The 20329-nt window shown below is 65.5% G+C and carries 18 protein-coding genes; 12 read left to right on the top strand and 6 right to left on the bottom strand.

All coding sequences use genetic code 11. The features are described from left to right. Positions 1-1389, bottom strand: a complete 1389-nt coding sequence (locus VH326_RS13025; RefSeq protein WP_329632268.1) for a radical SAM protein — start codon at positions 1387-1389, stop codon at positions 1-3. Here VH326_RS13025 and VH326_RS13020 point away from each other — a divergent pair. From VH326_RS13020 to VH326_RS13010, 3 genes are read left to right on the top strand one after another with little or no spacing between them, the layout of a single operon-like run. Beyond that, on the top strand, positions 1372-2295 hold the full coding sequence (locus tag VH326_RS13020) for a hypothetical protein (protein WP_329632267.1): 924 nt from the start codon (positions 1372-1374) through the stop codon (positions 2293-2295). The genes VH326_RS13025 and VH326_RS13020 overlap by 18 nt on opposite strands. Beyond that, positions 2292-3392, top strand: a complete 1101-nt coding sequence (locus VH326_RS13015) for a glycosyltransferase family 4 protein (RefSeq protein WP_329632266.1) — start codon at positions 2292-2294, stop codon at positions 3390-3392. The genes VH326_RS13020 and VH326_RS13015 overlap by 4 nt, the downstream gene beginning before the upstream one ends. Continuing rightward, positions 3389-4492 carry a glycosyltransferase family 4 protein gene (locus VH326_RS13010; protein ID WP_329632265.1) on the top strand — a complete coding sequence of 368 codons (1104 nt, stop codon included), beginning with the start codon at positions 3389-3391 and terminating at the stop codon, positions 4490-4492. The genes VH326_RS13015 and VH326_RS13010 overlap by 4 nt, the downstream gene beginning before the upstream one ends. Here the strand turns inward: VH326_RS13010 and VH326_RS13005 are convergent. Beyond that, a complete protein-coding gene (locus VH326_RS13005) occupies positions 4489-6432 on the bottom strand; it encodes a nucleoside-diphosphate sugar epimerase/dehydratase (RefSeq protein ID WP_329632264.1) in 1944 nt (647 codons plus the stop codon). The two genes, VH326_RS13010 and VH326_RS13005, sit on opposite strands and share 4 nt — an antisense overlap. 181 nt (positions 6433-6613) lie before the next feature. Here VH326_RS13005 and VH326_RS13000 point away from each other — a divergent pair, with 181 nt between their 5' ends. From VH326_RS13000 to VH326_RS12985, 4 genes are read left to right on the top strand one after another with little or no spacing between them, the layout of a single operon-like run. After that, positions 6614-7651 carry a polysaccharide biosynthesis protein gene (locus VH326_RS13000; protein ID WP_329632263.1) on the top strand — a complete coding sequence of 346 codons (1038 nt, stop codon included), beginning with the start codon at positions 6614-6616 and terminating at the stop codon, positions 7649-7651. Continuing rightward, on the top strand, positions 7641-8753 hold the full coding sequence (locus tag VH326_RS12995; RefSeq protein ID WP_329632262.1) for an NAD-dependent epimerase/dehydratase family protein: 1113 nt from the start codon (positions 7641-7643) through the stop codon (positions 8751-8753). Before VH326_RS13000 ends, VH326_RS12995 begins: the two co-directional genes overlap by 11 nt. A gap of 20 nt (positions 8754-8773) precedes the next feature. Then, a complete protein-coding gene (gene wecB / locus VH326_RS12990; RefSeq protein WP_329632261.1) occupies positions 8774-9874 on the top strand; it encodes a non-hydrolyzing UDP-N-acetylglucosamine 2-epimerase in 1101 nt (366 codons plus the stop codon). 7 nt (positions 9875-9881) lie between these two features. Continuing rightward, entirely contained in the window at positions 9882-11087 is a 1206-nt protein-coding gene (locus VH326_RS12985) for a glycosyltransferase family 4 protein (RefSeq protein ID WP_329632260.1), read from the top strand. On the opposite strand, the gene VH326_RS12980 is transcribed toward VH326_RS12985, so the two are convergent. Genes VH326_RS12980 through VH326_RS12970 form a run of 3 tightly spaced genes read right to left on the bottom strand, consistent with a single transcriptional unit; the run spans position 11048 to position 14921 of the window. Further along, positions 11048-12286, bottom strand: a complete 1239-nt coding sequence (locus tag VH326_RS12980) for a hypothetical protein (RefSeq protein ID WP_329632259.1) — start codon at positions 12284-12286, stop codon at positions 11048-11050. The genes VH326_RS12985 and VH326_RS12980 overlap by 40 nt on opposite strands. 17 nt (positions 12287-12303) lie before the next feature. Continuing rightward, complete coding sequence (locus VH326_RS12975; protein WP_329632258.1) at positions 12304-13701, bottom strand: hypothetical protein; 1398 nt, start codon at positions 13699-13701, stop codon at positions 12304-12306. Then, the gene (locus tag VH326_RS12970; protein ID WP_329632257.1) at positions 13698-14921 is read right to left on the bottom strand and encodes a glycosyltransferase family 4 protein; all 1224 of its coding nucleotides are present in this window, start codon (positions 14919-14921) and stop codon (positions 13698-13700) included. Before VH326_RS12970 ends, VH326_RS12975 begins: the two co-directional genes overlap by 4 nt. Positions 14922-15032: 111 nt before the next feature. On the opposite strand from VH326_RS12970, the gene VH326_RS12965 reads away from it, so the two are divergent. Genes VH326_RS12965 through VH326_RS12945 form a run of 5 tightly spaced genes read left to right on the top strand, consistent with a single transcriptional unit; the run spans position 15033 to position 19152 of the window. Continuing rightward, complete coding sequence (locus VH326_RS12965; RefSeq protein ID WP_329632256.1) at positions 15033-16157, top strand: DegT/DnrJ/EryC1/StrS family aminotransferase; 1125 nt, start codon at positions 15033-15035, stop codon at positions 16155-16157. Next, positions 16154-16990: a transketolase gene (locus VH326_RS12960; RefSeq protein WP_329632255.1), complete on the top strand. Its 837-nt coding sequence runs from the start codon at positions 16154-16156 to the stop codon at positions 16988-16990. Before VH326_RS12965 ends, VH326_RS12960 begins: the two co-directional genes overlap by 4 nt. Next, positions 16983-17897: a transketolase family protein gene (locus tag VH326_RS12955; RefSeq protein ID WP_329632254.1), complete on the top strand. Its 915-nt coding sequence runs from the start codon at positions 16983-16985 to the stop codon at positions 17895-17897. The genes VH326_RS12960 and VH326_RS12955 overlap by 8 nt, the downstream gene beginning before the upstream one ends. Continuing rightward, complete coding sequence (locus VH326_RS12950) at positions 17894-18613, top strand: sugar transferase (RefSeq protein ID WP_329632253.1); 720 nt, start codon at positions 17894-17896, stop codon at positions 18611-18613. The genes VH326_RS12955 and VH326_RS12950 overlap by 4 nt, the downstream gene beginning before the upstream one ends. Further along, positions 18610-19152 (top strand): GNAT family N-acetyltransferase, encoded by a 543-nt coding sequence (locus VH326_RS12945; RefSeq protein ID WP_329632252.1) that lies wholly within the window; start codon positions 18610-18612, stop codon positions 19150-19152. Before VH326_RS12950 ends, VH326_RS12945 begins: the two co-directional genes overlap by 4 nt. Here the strand turns inward: VH326_RS12945 and VH326_RS12940 are convergent. Next, positions 19139-20317, bottom strand: a complete 1179-nt coding sequence (locus tag VH326_RS12940; RefSeq protein WP_329632251.1) for a hypothetical protein — start codon at positions 20315-20317, stop codon at positions 19139-19141. The genes VH326_RS12945 and VH326_RS12940 overlap by 14 nt on opposite strands. Positions 20318-20329: the final 12 nt, after the last annotated feature.

Here is a 20329-nt window from a genome sequence, read left to right as displayed (position 1 = left end):
TCAGCTCCCCGCAGCGATACGGAACGGACTCGGCGAGCGGTGGGCGTGGATCGTGTCTTCGAGCTGCGCCCAGGCGGCATGATCGGTGATGCCGGTCTCGACCTCGCGGTGCAGCATATCACGCACCTTGCGATAGAAAGCGGTGTCGAACGTGCCCTGGAACAGCATCGCGAGATCGCCGGTATCCTTCCAGTTGCGCTGCCGGCCGAGCTGCGCGCGAACCCGATCGTGGAAGTCGGTCCCGGGGAGCGGGTAGGCTACCGACACGCCGATTTCGTCGGGCGCCTCCTCGCGGATCAGGTCGCGGGTCGCGATCATATCCTCCCAGCTTTCGGACGGATAGCCGAGCTGAATGAACCAGCAGGCCTTGATCCCGTACTCCTTCAGGATGCGGGTCGCGGTGCGGGCGGCATCGACCGTCGTCCCTTTGTCCATTGCGTCGAGAATCTTTTGCGACCCAGATTCCACCCCGAGCCAGACTTCGCGGGCACCGGCGCCGGCCAGAGCGGCGACGCTCTTTTCGGTCATCAGATTGACCCGCGACTGAATCGTGAACGGGATTGCGGCGTCCTGGCGCCGGACCTCTTCGGCAAAGGCGCATGTCCAGTCGATATCGAGCCCGAGAATGTCGTCGGTGAACCACAAATGGTCGGGCGCGACCTCTTCCTTCAGCCGGACCATCTCCCACACCACGTCCTCGGGCGAGCGGACGGTGTAGCGGCGGCCGAAGGTGGGCTTCGCGCACCAGTTGCAGGCATAGGGGCAGCCGCGCGAAGTCGCGATGTTCCACGACAGCTCGCGGTGTGCGCCAAGCCAGACGCTGCGATACGCATCGACATCGAGCAAGTCCCAGGCGGGATGCGGCAAGGCATCGAGGTCCTGTTGCGCGCGACGCGGCCGGGTTGCGCCGAGATCGGGCAGGATCAGCCCGGCGATCGCGTCGATATCGCCGGTCCCGCGCTCCCAATGATTGACCAGGTCGAGCAAGGCAGTCTCGCCCTCGCCCAACACCACCGCGTCGGCGCCCGCGCCGAGGTACATGGCCGGGTTGTCGCTGACGTCGGGACCATTGGCGGCGACTCGGCAGCCGCGCGCGCTGGCGGCGCGAATCATCGCCAGCGCGCTGTCGCGGCGGGCGGTGGTGCACATCTTGGTCAGGAAGTTGAAATTGTCCTCCATGACCACGGCGACAGTGGGACGCACCGCGTCGAGCATCGCCTCGAACGTGGCCACGCCATCGGCGAACGTGGCGTCGAACAAGGCGACGCGATGCCCGTCGCGTCGCAACAGCGCGGCGGCGATCAGCGTCGAGAGCGGCGAATAAGGCCGCATTCGGGATTGCTGTTTGGCGTCGTGGATCAGGAAATTGGAATGACCGAACAGGATCACGCGGCGTGCCCCGCCGTTTGCCGCGAGCGCTGGAGCGTCGAGCTGGCCCCGCTTGGTATTCCGACCGTCATCATTGCCGATGATCCCCAACTGATCGCGACCGCTGACGCGGCGCTTGCCGACTGGCGGGTCGAGACCCCGGCGCTTGAGCCGATCATCGAAATCCGGCTCACGCGGGACGATGCGCCATTCGATGATGTAAGTCCGGCGATCCGTGTCGAAGGTTCACGCCTGACGCTGACGGGCGGCGGAATCGCGGGCTGGGCAGATGCAGGGACACGGTGTGCCGAATGCATTGTGCCGGACCGATTGCTCGGCCGGCCTTCGGCACTTGCCGAAGAGGTGATCGACACCCTGCTCCTCTTCCTGCTGACTCGGAACGGGAGACCGCCGGTCCACGCTAGCGGCGTAATGATCGGGAACCGCCTCCTGATGCTCGCTGGGCGGAGCGGTTCGGGCAAGAGCACGCTTGCGCTGGCAGCGGCTGGCTTGGGTTTGCCGGTATTGTCCGACGACACCCTCTACGTCGAGCTCGACCCCGACTTGCGCGTCTGGGGCTTTCCCCGTGCAATCCACGTCTTTCCCGAGGATGCGCCTACCGGCGAGCATTTCGCGCGGACGCGCAATGGGAAGCTCAAGCGCGCGGTGCCGATTGGCACGACTAGCGCGCTCCACGCCGATCGAGCGCGGCTGATCGTGCTCGATCGTGGAACGCATGTTCGGCTGGATCGGATCAGTGCCGCCGAAGCGATCGAGCGTCTCGGTCCTGCGGAACCCGGTTTCGATCTGCTCCGCGACCAAAACCTCGCCGCGATTGAAGCGCTGGCCGCGGCGGGAGCGTGGCGGCTGACGCTGACCGACGACCCGGGCGTAGCGATCGCTCTGCTGCTCGACGCATTCGCGTGATCCATGTCGCTCAGGTCAACGTGGTCCAGCCGCGGAAGCGGGTCGAACCCGAGCGGCTGCTCGATGACTGGCCAACCCTGGGCGATATCGCCACGGCGACGCATCGTGCCGGCGCCAACGTGTCGGTATTCCAGGCGTTCCACCGCAACGCCGAGATCGTCCGCGACCAGGTCGCCTATCGCTTCGTCGCCGACCCGTGCCTACCGGGCAGAGTTACCGGCCTGCGCCCCGGACGGCTGGCGCGCGCGGTTCGCGAGGCCGCGCCCGATGTCATCCATCTCAACGGTCTCGATTTCGCACGCCACGCCCGCGCGTTGTGCCGGACGGGCATCCCGGTGCTGGTGCAGGATCACGCCAGCATTGCGGGCGCGGGAGGATGGCGCCGCCGCAGGGGCCTGAGGGACATCGCCGGTGCGGCGTTCACCAGCTCGGATCAGGGCCGCGCCTTCATCGAAGCGGGCGAGCTTCGCACCGATACGCAGATCTTCGCCGTCCCCGAATCCTCCACCCATTTCATCGCCGACGGCCCGGCAGCGGCCGATATGCCGGGAAACCCGGTGGTGCTCTGGGTCGGCCGGCTCGATGCCAACAAGGATCCGCTGACGATCCTCGACGCAATCGAGCTCGCCACGCGCGAGTTGCCGCGCGTGCAGCTATATTGCTGTTTCCATGACCAGCCCTTGCTCGCCGAGGTGCGGACGAGGATCGAGCAATCGTCCTACCTCGCCAAGCGAGTCTACCTGATCGGCCGCATGCCGCATGCCGAAATCGAAAGCCGGCTTCGCGCGGCGGACTTCTTCATGCTCGGCAGCCACCGCGAAGGATCGGGCTATGCCCTGATCGAGGCGCTGGCGTGCGGCGCGACGCCGATCGTCACCGACATTGCGCCGTTCCGCGCGCTAGCGGGGCCGATTGGCGCGCTCGTGCCGCCCGGAGATGCCAAATCATTCGCGGACGCGCTGGTATCGCTCGCAGCAAGGCCGCGCGCCGAGCTGCGCCAACAGGCGATCGCGCGCTTCGAATCCGCTTTGTCGTTCGATCGAGTCGGCGCGCGCTTGTGCGAGATCTACGAAATCGTCGTGCGGCGCGGCGCATGAAGATCGCGCTCGTCGTGCCGGGCGGCGTCGATCGGTCGGGGAGCGAGCGTGTCATCCCCTGCCTGTTGTGGCTGATCGAGCGGCTGGTGCGGTCCGGCGACGAGGTGCACGTTTTCGCGCTCGGCCAGGAGCCACGACCGGGCCGCTGGCAATTGCTTGGCGCCGAAGTACGCAACGCCGGCGCGCGACCAAGGCGGCTGCGCACGCTGGCTGGCTTGCTCGCGGAGCATCGCCGCGGGCGCTTCGGTATCGTCCACGCATTCTGGGCCGGCGCGCCGGGCGTCGCCGCCGCCGCTTTCGCTCGGCTGACGCACGTCCCGCTGATCGTGTCGCTGCCCGGCGGGGATCTGATCGCGCTGCCCGAGATCGACTATGGCCTGCAATTGACTCGCCGCGGCCGTTTCTGGACTTGCTTCACGCTTTCGACCGCGGCGCAAATTACCGTCCGCAGCGAATGGATGCGGGCAGAGGCAGCCGTGATCGGTGTCGAGGCGACCTGCATCCCGATCGGGGTCGCGCTCGACCGCTGGCCGCTGCGGCCGCCGCAGCGACGCGGTGCGGGACAACAGCTACGGCTGCTCCACGTCGCCAATCTCAATCGGGTCAAGGACCAGGAGACTCTGTTGCAGGCCATGGTGCGGCTTCGCGAGCGCGGAGTGGCGTTCCGGCTCGACATGATCGGTCTCGATACGCTGGGCGGTGCGGTCCAGCGGCGCTGCACTGCTCTCGGGCTCGACGATCATGTCGTTTTCCATGGCTTCATGCCGCACGCCGAGATGCGCCCCTGGTTCGAGCAGGCCGATCTGCTGGTGATGAGTTCACGGCACGAGACCGGGCCAGTCACGGCGATCGAGGCGGGCGTGGTGGGCGTGCCGACGGTCGGAACGGCAGTCGGCCTGATCGCCGACTGGGCGCCGGACGCGGCCATTTCCGTGTTGGTGGGCGACGGAGCGGGGCTTGGCACGGCGATCGAGCAGCTCGCGGAGGACGAGGACGCGCGCATGCTCCTCGCATATGGCGCGCAGGAAGCAGCGAGGCACCAGGACGCCGATCTCACGACAATGCAGTTCCGGCGCCTCTACGCCGAGTTGGCCGCCTAGGCGACCGTCGCCAATCGCAGCGGTTCTGCGGCGGCTGCCTCGCGATGGACCCAATCGGCGACGCCGTTTTCGCTGCGGAATTCGGGCACCAGTTCGCGCAGCGCCGCGATCAGTATCGCCCGGCTGTCGGCGTCGAGCAGTCCGGCGATCCGATCGAGCCGCGCGCGCAGCACGTCGATCGGCGCGAACGATTCGTCCCCCTTCAGGATGCGCGGATGCCCGGTCGGCTCGGGATCGCTGCCGATCAGCAGTTCCTCGTACAGCTTCTCGCCGGGTCGAAGCCCGATTTCGACGATCTCGATATCGCCATGCGGATTATCCGCATTGCGCACGGTCAGCCCGGCGAGCTCGATCATGTTCGCCGCGAGGTCGGCGATCCGCACCGGTTGTCCCATGTCGAGCACGAATACATCGCCACCGCGCGCCATGGCGCCCGCCTGCAGCACTAGTTCGGCGGCTTCGGGCACGGTCATGAAATAACGCGTGATCCGCCGGTCGGTCAGCGTCACCGGTCCGCCGGCGGCAATCTGCTGCCGGAATAGCGGCACGACCGACCCGCTGCTGCCCAGGACGTTGCCGAAGCGGACCATCGCGAAACTGGTGGCAGGCGAGACCTGGTTGAGCGCCTGCAGCGTCATCTCAGCGATGCGCTTGGTCGCGCCCATCACGTTGGTCGGGCGGACCGCCTTGTCGGTGCTGATCAGCACGAAATCGGCCACGCCCCAGCGGGCCGCGACGCGACCCAGCGCCCAAGTGCCGAAGATGTTGGTGCGCACGCCCTCCGCAGGATTGTGTTCGACCAGCGGCACATGTTTGTAGGCGGCGGCGTGATAGATCGTTTGCGGGCGCCAGGTGCCGACGATCTCCTCCATCCGCGGCTCGTCGCAGACCGAACCGAGCAGCGGAACGACCCGCAGCGACGGATCGCGCACCGCCAGCTCGCGGTGAATTTCGTAGAGACCGAACTCGCTGATCTCGACCAACAGCAAGGTCGCGGGCTCGAGCTTGGCGATCTGGCGGCAAAGCTCGCTGCCGATCGAACCGCCCGCCCCCGTCACCATCACCGTCTTGCCGCAGAGATGATTGCGCATCAGGTCGAGGTCGGGGGCGACCGACGCGCGACCGAGCAGATCCTCGATATCGACATCGCGCAGCTGGGTTACCGCGACCCGGCCGTTCGCGATGTCCATCAACCCCGGCAGCGTGCGGATTCGGGCGTTGGCGCTCAGCGCGTCGGCGATGATCTCGTTGCGTCGCGCTCGCGACGCAGAGGGCATGGCGAGCAGGATTTCGTCTGCCGCAAGCCGCTCGACCACCCCCGCCATCTGCATCGGCGAATGGATGCGGCGCCCGTCGATCACGCTGCCGGTCAGCGCGCGATTGTCGTCGAAGAACCCGACCACCGCCATTTCGCTGCTCTGCGCGATCGCGGCGGCGAGCTGACGCCCCGCCGATCCGGCACCGTAGATCAGCACGCGGCGCTGCGGCGCGCGGCGCGCGCCTTGCACGTCGAACAGCCAGTAGCGCGCGATCACGCGCGACCCGGCGATGCTTACGAACAGCAGGATCGGCTGGATCAGCACGATCGTGCGCGGGATGCCGAAGATGCTGATCACGGTGAAGACCGTCGCGAATGGCAGCGTGTAGATCGCACACGCCCGCGCGATGCCCACGATCGCGCGCAGTCCCGACTGGCTGAAAATCTCGCGATAAAGGCCGAGCGCCCAGAACAGCGGAAGGGCGATCGCCACCGACACCGCGACCAGCAACCCGAACGGCGTATCGCGCTCGGGCCAGAAACCCAGCCGCAGGATGACCGACGCGTAGCAGGTGATCGCGCACAGGCTGGCATCGACCAGCATCGCGATCCAGCGCTTGGCCGGGCGCGGCCGCGACATGGCATAGCTGCGCAACGCAGCGAGCGGCGGCGGCAGGTTCACGCTCGCCCCCGCTTCGGGGACGCTCGACGCGCTCCACTGCTGCTCCGCTCACCCACGATGTTTAGTGGCTAGGGGCACGGGCGAAAGTTCAACCCGCGCGTGAACGCCGGGGCCGTGCCAGGGAACCTATGTCCGGGCTCGACGAACCGAGACGAAGGAAAGGACGCCGGGCGCTCTGGCCATGGGGGATTTCGCGGGCAAGACGCTGATGATCACCGGCGGGACCGGTTCGTTCGGCACGACGATGCTCGATCAGTTCCTCAAGCAGCCGATCGCCGAGATCCGCATCGTCAGCCGCGACGAAAAGAAGCAGGAGGATCAGCGGCTGCGCTTCGCCGACCCGCGGATCAAATATCACATCGCCGACGTGCGCGACGCCCGGACGATCGAGATGATCAGCCGCGGGGTCGATTTCATCTACCACGCCGCCGCGCTCAAGCAGGTGCCGAGTTGCGAATTCCACCCGATGGAGGCGGTCGCGACCAACGTCACCGGCACCGCCAACGTGCTCGACGCCGCGATCCGGAACGGCGTGAAGCGCGTCGTGTGCCTATCGACCGACAAGGCGGTCTATCCGGTGAACGCGATGGGGATGTCCAAGGCGCTGATGGAAAAGGTCGCGATCGCCAAGTCGCGATCGGCGGAGGGCAGCGACACGGTGATCTCGGCGACGCGCTATGGCAACGTGCTCGCGTCGCGCGGGTCGGTCGTGCCCTTGTTCATGCGCCAAGTGTCGAGCGGTCAGCCGATCACGCTGACCGACCCCGGAATGACTCGCTTCGTGATGACGCTCGATGAGGCGGTGGACCTGTGCCTCTACGCGTTCGATCACGGTGAGAACGGCGACCTGTTCGTCCAGAAGGCGGCGGCAATTACGATCGAGAAGCTTGCCCATGCAGTGCTCGCGGTGATGGACCGGCGCGACCACCCGATCCGCGTGATCGGCACGCGGCACGGCGAAAAGCAGCACGAGACGCTGCTCAGCCGCGAGGAGATGGCGGTCGCCGAGGATTGCGACTCTTATTACCGAGTCGCGCCGGACGGCCGCGACCTCAACTACGACGCCTATTTCAGCGACGGTCGCGAAAAGGTGTCGCGCGCCGACGATTTCAACTCGCTCAACACGCGCCAGCTCGAAGTCGAAGAGTTGGCGGACATCCTGCGCACGCTGCCCTATGTGCGGGGCCTGCTGGCGGGAGAAGCGATCGATGAAAGCTGACACCGCGACGGTCGCGATCACCGGCGCCGACGGATTCATCGGGGGCAATCTCGCAGTGCGACTACGTGAGTTGGGTCATACCGTGCTGCCGGTCACGCGCGGGATGCCAGAGCCGGAGGCTTGCGAAGCGTTGGCGGCGAGCGCGATCGTGTTCCACCTCGCGGGCGTCAATAGCGCCAGCGATCCCGCCGAATTTTTCCGCGGCAATCACGACTACTCGACCCGGGTCGCCGACGCGATCAGGGCCGCCGCTTCAAAGCCGCTGGTTGTCGTCAGTTCGTCGATCAAGGCGGTCGAGGACACCGATTACGGCCGCAGCAAGCTGGCCGGAGAGCGAGCGCTGCTCGAATTGGGCGACTCGGTGGCCGTGTCGGTCTGGCGCTTGCCCAACGTTTTCGGGAAGTGGGCACGACCCAATTACAATTCGGCGGTCGCGACTTTTTGCCACAACATCGCGCGGGGGTTGCCCGTCCGGATCGACGATCCAGCCGCGCCGCTTTCGCTGCTTCATGTCGATGATCTGATTGACCAGTGGGTCGCGCTAATGGCGTCGCCATCGCCCGCAACCGGTCTCGTCGAGCCGGACAAGGTTCACACTACGACAGTCGGCGAGGCGGCGGACACGATCCGCGCTTTCGCCGATCGCCGCGGCGAGGGCGAAGTCGGCGCTGTCGGCGTAGGGTTGGAGCGGGCGCTCTACACGACCTTCATCTCCTACCTTCCCGAGCCCGCGTTCAGCTATCCGCTCGTCGCGCACACCGACCCGCGCGGCAGCTTCGTCGAGATGCTCAAGACCTCCGCGAGCGGCCAGATATCCTATTTCAACTCGCCTCCCGGCGTGACCCGCGGCGGTCATTACCATCACGCCAAGGTCGAAAAATTCCTTGTCGTCCACGGCCGGGCGCGTTTCCGGTTCCGTCACATCTTGAGCGGGACGACGCACGAAATCGTAACGTCGGCTGCCCACCCCGTCGTCGTCGAGACGGTTCCCGGCTGGGCGCATGACGTGACCAATATCGGGGAGGACGAACTCGTCGCGGTCGTTTGGGCCAATGAGGTATTCAATCGTGGCCGCCCCGACACCTTCGCGATGCCGCTATGACGGTCGCCAGGCTGAAGGTGATGACGATCCTCGGGACCCGACCCGAGATCATCCGCCTGTCGCGTGTGATGCCCGCGCTCGACCGGCTGACCGACCATGTCGTCGTCCATACCGGCCAGAATTACGACCACGAGCTCTATCGGATTTTCTTTGACGAGCTCGGCCTTCGCCTGCCCGACCATTCCCTCGACGCGTCGGGCGACACGCCGGCGGAAACGATCGGCAAGGTCATCATCGCCGCCGACAAGGTGCTCGCCGAGGTCAAGCCTGACGCAGTGCTGCTGCTTGGCGACACCAATTCCTGCCTGGCGGTGATCCCGGCCAAGCGTCGGCGCATCCCGGTATTCCACATGGAGGCCGGCAATCGCTGTTTCGACGAGCGCGTTCCCGAAGAGATAAACCGCCGCATCGTCGATCACACTGCCGACATCAACCTACCCTATTCGTCGATCGCGCGCGAATATCTGCTCGCCGAACGCTTGCCCGCCGATCGTATAATCAAGACCGGCAGCCCGATGTTCGAGGTATTGAGTCACTACCGGCCGGGAATCGACGCATCGGACGTGCACCACCGCCTTGACCTTGAGCGCCGCCGCTATTTCGTCGTGAGCTGCCACCGCGAGGAGAATGTCGATTCGGACGGGCGGATCGCCGCCCTGGCAGACATGCTCGGTGCGGTCGCGGCAGCGTATGATGAGCCGATCCTGTTCAGCGGGCACCCGCGCACTCGCGCCCGGATCGAGGCGCTCGGGGTTACCTTCGACCGCCGGGTGCGGATCATGAAACCGTTTGGCTTCCTCGATTACAACGCGCTCCAGTTGCACGCCCGCGCGGTGCTGTCGGACAGCGGCACGATCAGCGAGGAAGCGGCGATCCTCGGCTTCGCCGCGCTGAACATTCGCGATGCGCACGAACGGCCGGAGGCGATGGAAAGCGCGGCGGTGATGATCACTGGGGTGGGCCGCCAGCGGGTATTGCAGGCGTTGGAAATTCTCGCGCAACGCGCCGGACCACCAATGCTTCCGGCCGAATATGCGGTGCCCGACGTATCCGAAAAGATCGTCCGGATCATCCTCAGCTATACCGATTACGTGCGGCGGACCGTCTGGAAAGAAGGGTAGCGCGGCTATGCGCTTCCTGATGGTCGCGATGCAGTTTCCGGTCGAGCCGGGCCAGTCCTGCCTCACCACCGAGCTTGCCGATGGATTGGTCGCGGCGGGGCACCAGGTCGAGGTACTACATCTCGACTGGAGCGCCCCACCCGGAGGGCGCTCACGGGTGCTTTCATCCCCGAACGGCATCCGCATCGTCCGGGTCGCCCCACGTGCGCTTGCCGGCCCAGGTGAACTCGTCCGCAACGCCAGCAAGTTCGTGCTGAGCGGTCGTCACGCCGCGCGCGCGGCTTGGCGCCATTTCGATCTGCCGAGCTTCGATGCAGTGATTGCGTGGATGCCGGCGGTCGCGATCGCTCCGCTGCTGCCGCTGATCCGGCGCGCGGGTATCAAGCGCCGCTTGCTGTTCATATGGGACTTTTTCCCCGACCATCACCGCGAGATCGGGCGGATGCCGGGCGGCTTGGTCTACCAAGCCGCCCGCAGCTGGGAGCAACGGCTGCTCGGACACTTCACCGCGCTCATCTGTACGTTACCGGGCAACGCCGACTATCTCCGGGAGCACTACCGCCTGCGGGACGGCCAGCAGGTCTTGGTCGCTCCGATATGGGGGGAGACTGCCGCTCCACCGCCAGTCAATCGTGCGGCAATTCGCGCGCGCTACGCCTTGCCGAAAGAAGGGCCCATCGCGGTATTTGGTGGCCAATTGGTCGAAGGTCGCGGATTCGAGCAAATGCTCGACGCGGCCGTCTTCGGTCTCACCCAAGAGGCGCCGCTGACCTATCTGTTTGTTGGCGACGGGCGTCTCGCCCCTATGATACGCGAACGGGCCGCGGTGCAGGCGAACGTATTCTACCGCCCACCATTATCGCGCGACTCATATCTCGATCTGCTTGGCGCGTGCGACGTGGGGATGGTGGCGACCGTGCCGGGCGTGACCTCCTTCAGCATCCCGTCCAAAACGATCGACTATCTGCGCGCGCGCCTGCCGATCGTCGCTGCGGTCGAGCACGGCAGCGATTTCATCGCGATTCTCGATCGCTACCAGGTCGGTCGAGCCGTGCCTTTTGGCGACGCGGAGGGCTTCCACCGCAAGGCTCAACACCTCGCAACCGATCCGTCACTGAGCGCCACGATCGGTGACGCTGCGCAGCGGTGTCTCGAACAGGTGTTCGACGTTCGTCACGGCGTCGCCACCGTGCTCGATGCCGTCAGCCCATGATCTCCCCGCCAGAAAAAGAGCGCGGCCGCCAGGACTGCGCTCAAGGCGTATGCGCCTGCATAGGAAAACTGCGGCGCACGCGGATCGCCAGCGTGGATCAACACTAACGCGATCACCGCCATCATCGCGAGCGTACCAATCTCGATTGCCGCGTACCGCGCTGGTCGCCCCTTCGCGAACGCGGTGAACATGGCCAGCGACACGAACACGCGCATCAAGTCGCCGATCATATAGGCGCGAATGAAGGGGACCGCTGGCAGATACGCCCTCGAAAGAAACAGATGGACCAGCGGTCCCGAAAGCAGCGAGAACGACAGGATCACGAGCCCCATTGCTCCCGCTCCAACGCCCGCGCATCGCAAGATCAACCGGCGCCGCGCCGCAGCGTCGGTAACGGTTGCCAGATGCGGCACATAGAATTGCAGCAGGAACAGTCCTAGAAACTGCGTCGAGAGATCGGAGATGCGGTTCGCCGCCATCCAGTACCCAAGCATGGTCGCGCCGAAGCTATCGCGATAAATCGATCGGAGCCCGAACAGGGTGACAGCCGCGAAGCCGGTGGTCGCCGCTATCGCCGCTGAATAATGCAGCAACGCACGCATCTCTGCTCTGGCTGGGCGAGCGAGAAGTGCGATTCCGAAGAGCCGCACCATTGGCAAAGCCACGGCCATTGTCGCCAACGGTCCCGCCGCGAAGCACAGCGCCGCCCGGGCCGCCTCGCCGTGCGCGATGAACCAAGCCGCCGCCGCCGTCCCCGCGACCAGCCCCGCCGCTTGTGCGCTCAAACTCTGAGTCGGATGCCGCCGCCCCGATAGCAGACTGCACCAGATCTGACCCGGCCCCGCGAACAGTGCGAACGCAGCGATCGAGATGACGACGACCCATGCCCGGGACGTATCGACCAATAGGCTGGAAATCGCGCGACTGCCGATCGCGACCGGAAGCCCGATGAGCGGCACCGCCGCGGCCCAGATCGCCAGCGCGGCACCGTATACGCGGGCCAAAGCACCGGCATCGCTTGCCGCGGCGGCTTGGCGAATGACGCCGTTCTGCGTTCCGCCTATGGCTATCAAGTTGAGCAAGGCTGAGAAGGCCATCAGTTGCGCGAACACGGTGAAGCCGTGCACCGGCAGATAGCTCGCCGACAATTTCAGCAACAGCAGTGCTGACGCAACGCGCAGGCCGAAGAAGATCGGCACGGAGGCCAGCTTGCGGATTATGGCGGGGAACCCAGGCCCGTCGGGACCGATACCGACAAAGCGCGACGCGATCGATGCCACAGCCATATCACGATCCAAGTAGCGAAGATCGTATAGCCGTCGTAACTAGCCAGCACCTGGTTGTTGGCAGGCAAGTAGAAGATCATTGTCGTTGCCAGCGCGAACAGCACTGCGGATGGATCGCTCATGCCCGCCGCGGCCTCGCGCCACCATCTGCCCCACACGAAGCCGATCAGCGCGAGCACGGGGATCGCGCCGACGAAGCCCACATCGTTCGCGATCCACGCGATCAGTGTCGACCAGTAATTGTCCTCCGACCAATGATCGGCGCCGTTGCGATACGTGTACGTGTTCAAATGGGGCTCGCGGTCTCCCGTCACGGTCTCGTATACCGACAGAGCAGCGGGCGAATGGCCGACGCCCCAGCCCGGCTCGAACGGTTTCTCCATCGCCAATTCGAGCCCGTAATAACCGGAGCACGTCGACAGGATAAAGACGGTCAGCCCGAACCGCTGCCGCAATGGCAGCCAAGCGATCGCCGGATTGTCGAGATCGGCGCAAATCCGGCTGTCGTTGGCACAGACCGCTGTGCGGCTGGCATAGCCGCCGAGGCGCTCGTCTTTGCGTTCGGTGAACAGCCCTTGCGCGAAATACAGGAACACGAAACCGATCAACGCCGGCGCCCAATAGCGCTTCGCCATCTGCGCGCTCGCTTCTCCCATCACGCACGCCCGACCGAATGAAACGAAAGCCGCGGCGGTACCGATTACGAACAGGTCCGCGATCTCCTTGTCGGTGCCGCGCATGATCGAAAAGATGATCGAGGTCATGACCGCGATTAGTACCGAAACGCGGCCGATCCATCCGATCCGGCGCCAGTGAATAATGCCGAGCGGAAGTGCGGCGTAGATGAACGGCGCGACTGACGCGCGCAGCACCGCGATCGTTGTGCGCTGGCCAGTGGTGGTCAGCAGCTGGAGCTGCAGCCGGTGATAGGCTCCGCCCTGATCCTGCAGCGCCTCCATCATGTCCCACGGACCCTTGCCAGTATAGGCAAAACTCGATGGCACCAGCAGCAGGACAGCGGCGAGGGCGGCAGCGGGGAGCAAGATATTCAGCCAGGGGAGCGGCGCCGTCACACGAGCAGGGCCCGCCGATCCGGCCATCGTTGCCCAAGCGATCGCCACCAGGCAGGCGCCAACATAAGCAATCAGCCGCAGCCAGTCGGCGCCGTCATAGATCGGCCAGTTGATCGGCCACAGCAGGAAGAGGAGGAAGGTCGCGACGACATAGCCGAACACGATCATGAGCGGCGCACGGGTCAGCCCGGCTGGTGTCACGACCGGCACGAATCGCGAGGCCGGAGGCGGCGCGGCAAGGGCGTATGCGCTCATGTCCGGGCTGGTCGCTTGCTCATCGCTCGAGCTTTAGTACCCTCGATCAGCGTCAGGGTTCGCCGCATCGCCTGCTCGAATGAGAAATTCGCCGCATAGTAATCCCGGCCGGCCGCCCCCATGGCGTCGCGCTGTCCCGCAGACAGTGCCGCCATCTCGATCAACGCTTGGGCGAACGCGTCGGGATCGCCAGGCGGCACGACGATCGCCGCGCCCGAGCGGCGCAGGATATCGGCCGCTTCCCCCGCCACGCCAGCCACGATCGGGCGGCCCATCGCGAGGTAGAATTGGGTCTTCGACGGAATCGTGATCGCGAACAAAGGATCGTCGCGCAGGTGGAGCAACAAAGCATCGGCGGCGGCGAAGATCGGCAGGATTTGCTGCGCCGGGACTCGCCCCATAAAACGGGCGGCACTGGCGCCAGGACGCGACTGCAATGCCTCCGCATCGACGCCGTCGCCGTACAAAGTGACCTGGATTCCCCGCCGCCTACGTCGCGCGATAGCTGCCGCATCGATCAGCGTCTCGAGCGCCTGTGCGCGGCCAAGGTTGCCGCCATAGACGAAACTGACTGCCCCCGTGCCGGAGGCGCGATCGCGAACGGCGGCAAACTCGGCTTCGGCCCAATTGCGGATAACCATCACTTTGCCCGCCGGCACGCCGCGCCCGACCAGCGCCCGCTTCATCCCTTCGGACTGAGCGATGATTCCCAGCGAACGTCGATAAATCAAACGGCACAGCGCGCCGATCGGCCCGATCAGCCGCGCCGCCCCGACCATCCCTGTCGCGGCGAGCGTGTCCGGCCACAGATCCTGCACGTCGAGCACGAACGGCAATCGACGCACCAACCCTGCCATCGCCGCCGCGAGCCCGACCGTGATCGGCGGATGATAGACATAGGCGAGATCGTAACGCCCCGCGCGAAACAGGCAGTAGATCAGCGCGGGAACGAAGAACGACAGGAAGTTGAGCGACCGCCGCAGTGACGACGCGTCGTGGCTCGGATAGAGCGGCAGCCGAATGACGCGAACGCCCTCAATCGTCTCGTGCTGCACTAACCGTAGCCTGTAGCCGGGGTAGAGCCGCCCGGCCGGGTAATTGGGGAATCCCGTGACCACCGTCACGTCATGCCCAGCCGCCTCCAGCGCGCGTACGAAGCGGATTCCCTTGATAATGTTGGGCTCTGGTTCGAACCATTGAGTCAGATAGAGGACCCGCATCCCACCCCCGCCGGCCCGGCCGCGGCGTTGAACCGGTTCCGGAAAATCAGGCACCAATCGCTTGAGCGGCGGGCCGTGCCCGTTGGTGTCGGTCAGGGGGTCACGAAGTTCATGTCATCGGCGCTTCCGGTCCCCTTCTTCGACTGGAAAGCTCTCTACGCGGAACGCGCCGACGACTATCGCCGGATTTTCGACGAGACCGCATCGGCGGGCGAGTTCATCCTGCAACGTGGCGTCAATGAATTCGAGGCGGCGCTCGCGCGCTATCTGGGCGTCAAGCACGTCATTGGGATGTCGGATTGCACCAATGCCATGCTGATCGGGCTGCGCGCGGTCGGGCTGCGCGCGGGTGACGAAGTGATCGTGCCTGGCCACGCTTTCGTCGCCGCGGCGCAATCCATTCATTTTGCCGGCGGGGTCCCAGTAGCGATCGAATTGGGCGACGACTGGCTGATCGATCCAGACGCGGTCCGCGCGGCGATTACACCCAAAACGCGAGCGATCATGGCGGTGCATGTCAACGGCCGAACCTGCGACATGGCGGCGATCCGCAAGATCGCTGACGAACATGGCCTGTTCGTTGTCGAAGATGCCGCGCAAGCACTTGGCGCAACCCTCGATCGAGTGCCGGCGGGGCGGTTCGGCGACTGGGGAGCATTCAGCTTCTACCCGTCGAAGACGCTGGGCTGTTTCGGTGACGCCGGTGCGTTGGTAACCGGCGACGACGCCATCGCTCAGACCGCGCGAGCGATGCGTAATCATGGCGCAGGCCGCGACAAAATCATCTCAAAGGATTGCGCGGTGTGGGGCACCAACGCGCGGATCGACAACCTCCACGCGGCGATTCTGACGTTCAAGCTGGGCTGGTACGACGAAGTGCTTGAGCGCCGGCGCGGAATAGCCAAGCGCTACCACGAAGCGTTCGCCTGTATCGCCGAGCTCGACCTGCCTCCCGCGCCCGATGGCGATCCGCGCCGGTTCGACGTCTTCCAGAACTACGAGATGTGCTGCGATCGTCGCGATCTATTGCGCGCCCACCTCGCGACGCGCGGGATCGGCACCATCGTGCAATGGGGCGGCGTCGGCATCCACGACTTCGCCAATCTTGGGGTTGGCAGACCACTGCCGAGGACCGACCGTTTCTTCGACCGATCCCTGCTAGTTCCAATGAATCACTTGCTGAGCGACGCACAGGTCGATCGCGTCATCGATGGCGTGCGCGAGTTCTTTACGTGAAAATCGAGCCACTCACCGTGCCCGACACGATCGAGCTCGCACTGCGGTTGCGCCGTCACATCGTACGAATGTGCAGCCGCGGCGGCAGCTCGCATGTCGGATCGGGACTGTCGATGGCCGACGTCGCGGCGGTGCTTTACGGCCATATCCTGCGCCTCGATCCGGGCAACCCCGGCTGGCCGGGGCGCGATCGCTTCGTCCTGTCGAAGGGGCATGCCGGAGCGTGCGTCTATGCCGCGCTCGCCGAACGCGGCTTCTTTCCGGTGGCCGACCTCGACCGCCACTACGTCAACGGTTCCAACCTATCGGGACACCTTAGCCACAAGGGCGTACCCGGCGTCGAATTCTCGACCGGGTCGCTCGGCCACGGGCTCGGGATCGGGGCCGGGATGGCGCTGCAGTTGGGCCGTACGGGCGGCGAGCAGCGAGTGTTCGTCGTGCTCAGCGACGGCGAATGCGACGAGGGATCGAACTGGGAAGCGATACTGTTCGCCGCGCACCACCGGTTGTCGAACCTGTGCGCGGTGATCGACCATAACAAGCTCCAGAGTATCGCCCCGGTCTCCGAGACGCTCGCGCTCAAACCCTTCGCCGACAAATGGCGCGCCTTCGGGTGGGCGGTCGAACGGATCGACGGGCACGACCATGACCAACTCAAGGCGGCGTTCGAGGCGGCGGCGGTCACGACCGACCGCCCGACATGCATCATCGCCGATACGGTCAAGGGCCGCGGCGTGTCGTTCATGGAGAACCAGGTGCTGTGGCACTACCGCTCGCCGCAGGGCGAAGAGTTCGTTGCCGCGATGCGCGAGCTCGGCGTGCCCGATGCGTGACGCGTTCGTCCGCGCGCTAACCGAACTCGCGGCCGAGGATTCGAGCGTGTTGCTGGTTAACGGCGACCTGGGGTTCGGCGTGCTGACCGACTTCATCGAACGCTTTCCGGCGAATTACGTCAACGCTGGTGTCGCCGAGCAGAACATGACCGCCGTCGCGTGCGGTGCCGCGCTGACGGGCGCGCGCAGCTACACCTATTCCATCGGCAATTTTCCGACGCTGCGCTGCCTCGAACAACTGCGTAACGACGTTTGCTATCACGCTGCCGACGTCACCGCAGTCGCCGTCGGCGGCGGTTTTTCCTACGGCCAGCTTGGCATGTCGCACTTTGCGACCGAGGATCTGGCGATCCTGCGCGCGCTGCCCGGGATGACCGTCGTCGCCCCGTCGGACCCGTGGCAGGCCTATGCGCTGACTCGTCAGCTGCACGCGCGCGGCGGCCCGGCCTATCTACGGCTCGACAAAAGCGGGGCCGGGCTGCCCGAAGGCGAGGTCGAACTCGGCAAGGTACGCCAAGTGCGCGATGGCCACGATGCGGTGATCTTCGCCACCGGTGGTATATTGCGCGAAGCGATCGCCGCCGCTGATCTGCTCAGCAAATCGGGCCGGCAGGTACGGGTAATCGACGTCCACACGATAAAACCGCTCGACACGATCGCGATTTGTCACGCAGCGGGCGAATGCCGCCATGTCGTCACGCTCGAAGAGCATAATGTCATCGGCGGGCTGGGCGGGGCGGTTGCCGAAGTCTGCCTTGAGAACGGCGTAGCCCTCGGTCATTTCCGGCGCATCGGGCTGCACGACTGCTATCCGGACGTCGTCGGCGATCAAGACTATCTCCGCGCACGATACGGCATGGACCGCCACGCCGTCGTCGCCGTCCTTGTCGAGATGCTCGCATCGTGATCGCCAAGCGCCTGCTCGATATCGCGCTGTCGCTTGTGGCGCTGGTGATTGCTTCGCCGTTGATCGGCGCGGCGATGCTGGCGATCTGGGCGCAGGACGGGAAATCACCTTTGTATCGCGGGATCAGGGTCGGGCGCGGCAACCGCGATTTCCGGATGATCAAGCTGCGCTCGATGCGGGTCGACGCGTTGCAACGTGGGGGTACCTCGACCGCGAAATCGGACGGTCGCGTCACCGCGATCGGTCACTTCGTACGACGCTGGAAGCTCGATGAGCTCCCGCAATTCTGGAACGTGCTGGCAGGCGACATGAGCGTCGTCGGCCCGCGACCAAACACGCGTGGCGGCGGCGTCGATCGCTACACTGCAGCCGAACTGCACCTGCTCGACGTGCGGCCGGGGATCACCGATTTGTCGTCGATCGTCTTCTCTGACGAGGGCGACATTCTCGACGCCGCGGCCGATCCCGATGCGCTATACGATTCGGTAATCCGCCCGTGGAAGAGCCGGCTTGGGTTGCTCTATGTCGAGCGCCGCGATTTCAAGACCGACCTGCGACTGATCTGGCTAACCGCGCTCTCGATCGTCGCCAAGCCCGCGGCGCTTCGTGGGATCGACGCGATTCTCGCGCGCTGGGGGGCCGAGCGGGCACTTCGCCAGGTCTGCGCTCGTAATGCTCCGCTTCTCGACGCCAAGCCGCCGGGACTGAGGGTATGAGTGACGGCAATATGGTCTTCTTCGAACTCAAACCGGGCGACCCGCCGCCGCCTGTCCTTGCCCTGCCGCCCGGTATGGTCATGCGCATCTGGCAGCCCGCCAGCCGCGGTCTTCCGCCAAGCGGATCGCGCACCTTCGATAATTACATATGGTGGCTGTTCACCAGGCTCCGCGTATTCGCGACGAATGAATTTACCGAGCTTACGGTCTGGCAGGACGGTCGGAAGGTCCACCGGCTGGTGGTTAGCCCGCGCTGGCATCGCTCGCCCTTCATGGGATCGGACGATCTCGAAGTCGGCAATATGTGGACATTGCCCGAGGCGCGCGGCCAGAAGCTTGCTCACACGATCATAGGCGAGGCGCATCGACTGTTTTCCGATCGCGAGCGCCGCTGGTGGTGGCTCACCGAGGTCGACAACGCACCATCGGTCGCGATCGCGGCGCGGTGCCGCTATCGCCCGATTGGCGCTGGATGTAAGACGCGGCCGCTCGGCATCGGCATTTGGGGGCAGTATATCTTGCAGCCTAAAGGCGACTGATTGAGACTGAGGCGACGGTGCCTGTCTGACCTCCTGCTGCGCCGCCCGGCTGTAGTGTCAAAGTCAACCACTGTCCCGCGCAGCCTGAGGGGATGGTCAGATTCGCCTCGCTCGTTGCGCGGTCCTGCGTCGGAAGATCAAGCCGGATTAGCGCTGCGCTGCGCTGCTCACCGCAGGTCAGCGTCCAGTAAGGCCGCGTATCGCTCGCAGACGCAGTTCTGGTCGCCAGTCGATACCTGCCCGGCGCCAGCAATAGTAGCTGTGCCGCGACTTGCCCGCCCCGACCCGGCTCGGCGCGATATGACAAGACTGTCTGCCCGCCGGCGAATGCGCGCTCGGCCCCGACGTCGCCGCGATCGGTCAACTGCCAGCCGAACGGATACCCCGCCGACGGGTCGGCAAATCCGCCATCGGCGATCAGCGGGGACCGCGTCCCCTCCGAAAAGGCATCACGCACTCGCCCGGCAAACGCGAACGAACGCAATTCTACGAGCCGCGCGATCAGCACCCTGTCCAGGCCGTTAGCCTTAACGAACGCATGGTCGCGCATCCTGACCACGGTCTCGCCGATACTTCGCGCGTCACCGTGCGCCAGCGCGAAGTTGAGGAACATCAATCGCCAGTCGCTCGGCTGGTCCAGCATCTGCGCGATCGGGCCGATCAGCGTGACATCGCTCGTTGCGTCCGCGAGCACCGGAAACAGTATCGGTGGCGCCGCCGCCGAAGTGCGCAACGCCACATCGAAGTCGTGTAACGCGCCGGCGACATCGCCGCGTTCGACCGAGCGCTGGATCAGCCACAACCGCGTCGGCAAGCTTCGCCGGCTGATCGTGCTGGATAGCCCAAACAACTGCGCCTCGCGCCGAGGCTCCCCCTTCACGCCCAATGTCACTGCGCGAAGCTCGATCGCCGCTGTCACCGTCGTGTCGCGCTTCAAGGCAGCGACGACCAATCCTTGAACATCCGGATCGGCCACATCCGCGCCGCGAGTGATCGCAGAGTTCGCCGCAGTCACAGCGATCCGGGCGTTGCCCGGCGCGATCCGCGCGGCGAGAGCAGGATCGGCGAGGCTCACCCTCTGCGCGATACCTGCCTGAAGCACCGCCGCGCTCGCGAGTAACGCACCGGCGACGATCGCACCTCGCTGAATCACCGCCGCGCGCATTATAACTGCCGG

The sequence above is a fragment of the Sphingomonas sp. genome (assembly GCF_036269755.1).
GTDB lineage: Bacteria > Pseudomonadota > Alphaproteobacteria > Sphingomonadales > Sphingomonadaceae > Sphingomonas.
This window is presented reverse-complemented; position numbering and strand designations above follow the sequence as displayed.

Excerpts from the sequence above, each read along its gene's own strand:
- VH326_RS12970 (WP_329632257.1), bottom strand. The coding sequence starts at position 14,921 with ATGCGGGTCCTCTATCTGACTCAATGGTTCGAACCAGAGCCCAACATT.
- VH326_RS12965 (WP_329632256.1), top strand. The coding sequence starts at position 15,033 with ATGTCATCGGCGCTTCCGGTCCCCTTCTTCGACTGGAAAGCTCTCTAC.
- VH326_RS13010 (WP_329632265.1), top strand. The coding sequence starts at position 3,389 with ATGAAGATCGCGCTCGTCGTGCCGGGCGGCGTCGATCGGTCGGGGAGC.
- VH326_RS12975 (WP_329632258.1), bottom strand. The coding sequence starts at position 13,701 with ATGAGCGCATACGCCCTTGCCGCGCCGCCTCCGGCCTCGCGATTCGTG.
- VH326_RS12985 (WP_329632260.1), top strand. The coding sequence starts at position 9,882 with ATGCGCTTCCTGATGGTCGCGATGCAGTTTCCGGTCGAGCCGGGCCAG.
- VH326_RS12955 (WP_329632254.1), top strand. The coding sequence starts at position 16,983 with ATGCGTGACGCGTTCGTCCGCGCGCTAACCGAACTCGCGGCCGAGGAT.
- VH326_RS12940 (WP_329632251.1), bottom strand. The coding sequence starts at position 20,317 with ATGCGCGCGGCGGTGATTCAGCGAGGTGCGATCGTCGCCGGTGCGTTA.
- VH326_RS13000 (WP_329632263.1), top strand. The coding sequence starts at position 6,614 with ATGGGGGATTTCGCGGGCAAGACGCTGATGATCACCGGCGGGACCGGT.
- VH326_RS12995 (WP_329632262.1), top strand. The coding sequence starts at position 7,641 with ATGAAAGCTGACACCGCGACGGTCGCGATCACCGGCGCCGACGGATTC.
- VH326_RS12945 (WP_329632252.1), top strand. The coding sequence starts at position 18,610 with ATGAGTGACGGCAATATGGTCTTCTTCGAACTCAAACCGGGCGACCCG.
- wecB (WP_329632261.1), top strand. The coding sequence starts at position 8,774 with ATGACGATCCTCGGGACCCGACCCGAGATCATCCGCCTGTCGCGTGTG.
- VH326_RS13020 (WP_329632267.1), top strand. The coding sequence starts at position 1,372 with ATGACCGAACAGGATCACGCGGCGTGCCCCGCCGTTTGCCGCGAGCGC.